Source organism: Cobetia sp. SIMBA_158 (assembly GCF_046566945.1).
Classification (GTDB): domain Bacteria; phylum Pseudomonadota; class Gammaproteobacteria; order Pseudomonadales; family Halomonadaceae; genus Cobetia; species Cobetia amphilecti.
In genome coordinates, this window is record NZ_JAWJYL010000864.1 from 1 (window position 1) to 247 (window position 247).

A 247-nucleotide genomic window follows, 5' to 3' on the forward strand; every position below is an offset into this window, starting at 1 on the left:
CGGGCATGCGCACCGCATCCGGCTGTTCCTGTCGCTGCTCGGGCTGCCGTCCGACATCGTCGACGTCGACCTCGCGGCCGGCGCGCAGCGCGAACCCGCGTTCCTCGCACTCAATCCGCTCGGCCAGGTGCCGGTGATCGACGACGACGGCACCGTGCTCGCCGATTCGAACGCGATCCTCGTCTATCTCGCGAAGCGCTACGGCGACGCGCACTGGCTGCCCGACGATGCGGCAGGCGCGGTGACC

Annotated in this window: 1 protein-coding gene; it reads left to right on the plus strand. The window is 70.9% G+C overall.

What is annotated here, in order from left to right; genetic code table 11:
• The coding region (locus tag R2R70_RS22290; protein ID WP_410979242.1) for a glutathione S-transferase N-terminal domain-containing protein at window positions 1-247 on the plus strand (247 nt) is incomplete at both ends.